The 5,278-nt window shown below is 65.7% G+C and carries 4 protein-coding genes; 2 read left to right on the forward strand and 2 right to left on the reverse strand.

Annotation, left to right across the window (positions count from 1 at the left end; genetic code table 11):
- Positions 1 to 42: 42 nt before the first annotated feature.
- Positions 43 to 1,698 (reverse strand): arylsulfatase, encoded by a 1,656-nt coding sequence (locus FS320_RS37390; protein ID WP_152717369.1) that lies wholly within the window; start codon positions 1,696 to 1,698, stop codon positions 43 to 45.
- A 97-nt stretch (positions 1,699 to 1,795) separates the two neighbouring features.
- On the reverse strand, positions 1,796 to 2,797 hold the full coding sequence (locus tag FS320_RS37395) for a formylglycine-generating enzyme family protein (protein ID WP_152717366.1): 1,002 nt from the start codon (positions 2,795 to 2,797) through the stop codon (positions 1,796 to 1,798).
- Between the two features lie 437 nt (positions 2,798 to 3,234).
- Here FS320_RS37395 and FS320_RS37400 point away from each other — a divergent pair, with 437 nt between their 5' ends.
- Positions 3,235 to 4,983 (forward strand): sensor histidine kinase, encoded by a 1,749-nt coding sequence (locus tag FS320_RS37400; RefSeq protein ID WP_152717367.1) that lies wholly within the window; start codon positions 3,235 to 3,237, stop codon positions 4,981 to 4,983.
- Positions 4,984 to 5,115: 132 nt separating this feature from the next.
- Positions 5,116 to 5,278, forward strand: a 163-nt coding sequence (locus FS320_RS37405; RefSeq protein WP_152717368.1) for a response regulator transcription factor, incomplete at its 3' end; no start/stop codon positions are given.

Consider the following 5,278-nt stretch of genomic DNA (forward strand, 5'->3'; position numbering starts at 1 on the left):
CTTCTTCCTGAAAATCAAGCACTTCAGACGCATCGCCACGCGCTACGAACAGACCCCACGGGCGTTTATGTCAATCCTTTGCCTCGTCAGCGCGTTCATCTGGACCAAATGAATGTCAACGCGCTCTAGGTGCTCGAGCCACAACTGTTGACCGATCGGCAGCATGTTCCAGTCGTACTGGAAGGCAGTCGCCGGGGCGCCCAGGGCACCGCCCATGCTCATGGCGGACTTCTGGTCGATGCCGACCGACTGCTCGAACGGATCGCGCTTGATGTTCTGGACCAGCGTGAAGTGGAACGGGACGAGCGGCATGATCCAGCCGGCCGGCCCGGGCTGCGACATGGTGTAGTACATCTTCCAGTTCTTGTAGCGCACTGCGGATGGTGTCGCGCCCGAGAAATAGAAGAAGAAGTCGCGTGCCGATTTATCGGTCTTGCCTTCGAGGAGGTCACGCTGGTCGACGCCGTCGAGCGTCGTCTTGACGATCCCTGGATACGTACCGGCCTCGATTTGCTGCTTCAGCCCGTCGCCCTTGGGTCCGCCGGCGATGTTGACGAGTGTCGGCAGCCAGTCGAGCGCGGCGAAGAGCTGGTTGTTCACCGTGCCGGGCTTGATGTGCCCTGGCCAGCGCACGACCATCGGCGCGCGGTAGCCGCCCTCCCAGGCCTCGCCCTTCTGGCCCTTGAATGGCGTCACGCCCCCGTCGGGGAAGGAAATCATCTCGGCGCCGTTGTCGGTCGTGAAGACGACGATGGTGTTATCGAGCTGCCCCATGTCCTCGAGCTTTTTGAGCACCTCACCGATGTTGTCGTCCATCTGTTTCATGCCGGCTTCGTTGACGCCCCAGTCCTTGCCGCCGCGCTCGCCCACCATCGCCTCGTACTTCGGTGGCAGTACCGTCACGACATGCATGCGGGCCGGGTTGTACCAGGCGAAGAACGGCTTGTTGGTCTTCTTTGGGTCGTTGCGGTCGAGGAAGTCGATGACCTTGGCCGAGATTTCCTCGTCCACCGTCTCCGAGCGCTCGAGCGTCAGCGGACCCTCGTCGCTGCACATCTGGTTCCTTTCCGTGCCATCGGAGGACTTGCAGGCGAGCACCGGACGCGGCGGTGTCAGGCAACGTGTCGTCTTGGGGTCCACGGCACCTGGGACCTCGGCGATGCCCGGGATCGGCGTGTTCCTGCACGGTGGGGCGATCGTTTGTGTGGTCGGATTTTTATTGATGTCCGGGAAGCTCACCTGCTGCATGGCGTCAAGGTGATAGAGATAGCCCCAATATTCCTGGAACCCATGCGCCGTCGGCAGCGCCGCGGTGTGGTCGCCCAGATGGTTCTTGCCGAACTCGCCGGTGTTGTAGCCGAGATCGAGCAGGAACTTGGCAACCGCCGGCGTTCCGGGCCGCAGATAGGACGGGCTGCCGGGCAGTTGTGGCGGGATCATGCCGGTGCGCAGCGGATACATGCCGGTGAAGAAGGCATTGCGGCCCGAGGTGCAGCTTTGCATGGCGACATAGTCGGTGAACATGGCGCCTTCCCGGCCGATCCGGTCGATGTTCGGCGTCTCGCCGACCATCAGGCCGCGGTGGTAGATGCTCGGCTGCATCCAGCCGATGTCGTCGCCCATGATGAACAGAATGTTGGGCTTCTGCTGCTGCTGCTGCTGCTGCTGTGGCGCCTGGGCAGCGACCGGAGCTGCCATCGTTGCCGAGACCAGGGCCGTCGCCCCGATCAGGGCAGCCTTGGCCCGCATGTGCCGGACGCGGAATCGTCCGCCGGGTGTTTGTGAGGACGCACGATCACTGGTCATGGGATCTCCCTCTCTCTCTGATTAGGCAGCGGAAGCCGACATGGCTCGTCGAGGTGTCGACCGGCTGCGGGTGACGCGCTGCCGGTCGGTAGCGGCGGCAGTAATTGGGCGCGCACAGGTGCGAGCCGCCCTTCAGCACCCGGCGCGGAATCATGATCCCGGGCTCGCAGGGCGCGTAGCTCTGGTCTTCGCGGCCGCCGCGCGGGTTCTCGGGAATGCAGCAGGCCTTGGGAGCATCGGCCGGATGCTTTGACGCATAGAAGTCGCTGGTCCATTCCCAGACGTTGCCGATCATGTCGTAGAGGCCGTAGCCGTTCGGCGGAAAAGCGATGACCGGGGACGTGCGCTCGTATCCGTCCTCGCGCTTGTTCTGGAACGGGAAGGCACCTTGCCAGGTGTTGGCCATTTGGCGTCCGCCGGGGGTGAACTCGTCGCCCCAGGCGAACTCGGCGCCGTCGAGTCCGCCACGGGCGGCGAACTCCCACTCGGCCTCGGTCGGCAGGCTCTTGCCGGCCCACGCCGCATAGGCCGCCGCATCCGCATAGGCGACATGCACGACCGGATGGTCGTCCAGGCCCTTGATCGATGAGCCCGGGCCGTAGGGACGACGCCAGTTCACCCTTGGCTTGAAGGCCCACCATTGGCTGAAGTGACGGAGATCGACCGGATAATCCGGCGGGCTGAACACGAGCGAGCCGGCATGGAGCAGGTTGGGCAGAGCGCCGGGATAGTCCTTCGGGTCGGGGGCGATTTCCGCGACGGTGACGTGCCCGGTGGCGTGGACGAACTCGCGAAACTGCCGGTTGGTGATCGGTGTGCGGTCGATCCAGAATCCGTCGACGGTGACGCGATGAACCGGCGCTTCCTCGGGGTAGTGTTGATCCGATCCCATCCGGAACGTACCGCCGGGAATCCAGGCCATTCCGTCGGGTTCCGGCGGCTGGTCGATGGAGCCGTCCGGCATCGGTGTGAGCAGACCTGCTTCAGCCATGGCATCCGCCCTCGAACGGGTGTGCGCTGCCAGCGGGAGTTGCTGGCGGAAAAGTCCAAGGCCTTCCCGTAGGCACGCATCATAGACGGGTTGTCGGCGCTTGCTTGACAGCGTTGGACATTCACTTGTCCGATGACGACAGCCGCAGGAATCGTTGCTCCCATCCTGGCATACCGACAGTGTCGGCCCGTTCGGGGTCGAGCGGTATTGGGGTCAATCCTGAAACTGATGGAGGCAGACCCTGATTTGGGCCCTCGGTTCGCATCACTGGTTGGTGCCAAGGCCAGCCGGGTCGGGTCTGACGGTCAAGGGCCGGATCCGGACTGATCCCTGTCGACAGCAGGCCGGGTCAGGGTTTAACCTGTGTTATCGGACCGAAGGTCCTCGTCGCGACCCCCGATCCCGTTGCGTTGCCCCTGCGGCCGGAGGCCACCGTCATGAGCGACGGCGCCGTCCCGAAGGTTGCGCGCTCGCTTCCGGGCCTGCCGCCCCGTCTGCGCCGACGGGTCGCCCTGACCTTCGCGGTCGTCATCCTGGTCACCTGCCTCGTCGCGGCGGCGCTGCTGCTCACCAACGCCGTGCATGAGCGCCGGCACATCCGGGAGGATACCCTTGGCACGGCGATCGCGCTGTCGTTCGGGTTCGACCAGGAGGTGGCGGCCGGCAACGCCCTGCTGAAGGGACTGTCATCATCGCCGGCCCTGAAGTCCGGCGACGCTAAGGGCTTCTACGACCAGCTCAAGGCGACGCCGATCCCTGACGGCTCCTGGCTGATCCTCCAGGATCTGGAGGGGCAGGTCGCCAACACCCTGCGGCCGTTCGGGGCGCCCCTTCCCCGGCACCGGGACTTCCCAACCTATCCGGAAGCCCTGAACCGGGTGCGGGAGCGCGGTTGGACGGTGTCGGGCCGCATGGCAAGCCTCGTGAAGCCCGGGACGACGGTCGTTGCGCTCAGCCTGCGGATCAACCACGACGACGGCACGATGAAGGGTTTCGTCACCACCATCCTGTCGCAGGACCGCCTCGGAACCATCCTGGGTGGGCAGGATGCTCCCGAAGGATGGACGCGGGGCCTCTACGACCGCAAGCTCCAGCCGATCGTGACCGCGAGAGGTGCTGAGACGTCGGCGCGGATTCCCGTGCCAAATGCTCTCGCGGCCCGTCTCGCCGCCGCCAACGGGAGCGAGACGGTCGAAGGCTTCATTGAGGACGTCGACGAGCACGGAGTCCCGGTCCTGGTCGCTTACCGCCGTTCCGGGGCGACCAACTGGACGACCGTGGTCGCGGTCCCGCTCGCCCACGTCAACACGCCGGTCACGGGCGTCCTGCGCCAGATGGCAGGGATGGCAGCGTTCCTTCTCCTGGCCGGGGGGCTTGCGGCCCTGTTCACGGCCCGCCAGGTCGAGCGGCCGCTCCGAACGCTATCCGATCAGGTCACCGGCGCGAAGAAACAGGTCAGCGAGCTGTCGAGCCAGTTGCTCGCGCTTCAGGAGGAGGAGCGGCAACGCATTGCCCGCGAGCTGCACGACTCGACGGCGCAGCACCTGGTGGCGGCAAACCTCGGACTGGCCGGCCTCGAGAGAACCGTTTCGGCCACTCCGGCATCCCGCTCCGCGTTTGCGGAGATCGAGAGCCTGCTGACCGAGGCGCTGCGGGAGCTACGCATCTTCACCTATCTGCTGCATCCGCCGAATCTGGCGCACGACGGCCTCCAGGCCACCTTACGGGACTTTGCCGAGGGCTTCGCCGGTCGCATGGGGCTCGTCGCCCGCATCCGCATCCCGGAGGAAGTCGACGAGCTGCCGCCGGAGCTCCAACGGGCGATCCTGCGCGTGGTGCAGGAGGCGCTCACCAACGTGCATCGCCATGCCGATGCCTCGCACGTGTCCGTCGATGCAAGGATCTCGTCTGGACGGCTGATCGTTCGCATCCGTGACAACGGGCACGGGATGCCAGGTGCTGCCCGGCCGGATGGACCAATCCGGCTCGGCGTCGGTGTGACAGGCATGCGGGCGCGACTGGAGCAATTCGGCGGTGAACTGAGGATTCGGACAGGCCGAGGTGGCACCTGCATCGTTGCGATGGTGCCGATCCACGGGGGCGGCCGGGCACGGCCGCCTGCCGGACGCCTGCGGATGCCGTGGCTGGCGGGCCGGGCCAAGGCGGACGACGAGGCTTCCTCCTGAAGATTCAGGGTCTGCCTCCAGCACTTTCAGGGTATCGCACCAGTGAGGCACACTGCTTGGCAGTGTATCCTGTCTCTGGACCTGGGCTCACCGGAACGGCCGCAGGCCTGGGTCGCGGAAGGAAGGCACGCGATGACGCGCATCCTGATCGCCGACGATCATGACGTAGTCCGCTCCGGCGTCCGGACCATCCTGGAGGCGCATGAGGGCTGGGAAGTCGTCGGCGAGGCGACAGACGGCAAGCAGGCCGTCGACCAGGCCCTGGCGATCCGGCCCGACATCGTCATCCTCGATT

The sequence above is a fragment of the Microvirga tunisiensis genome (assembly GCF_009296175.1).
Taxonomy (GTDB): Bacteria; Pseudomonadota; Alphaproteobacteria; order Rhizobiales; family Beijerinckiaceae; genus Microvirga; species Microvirga tunisiensis.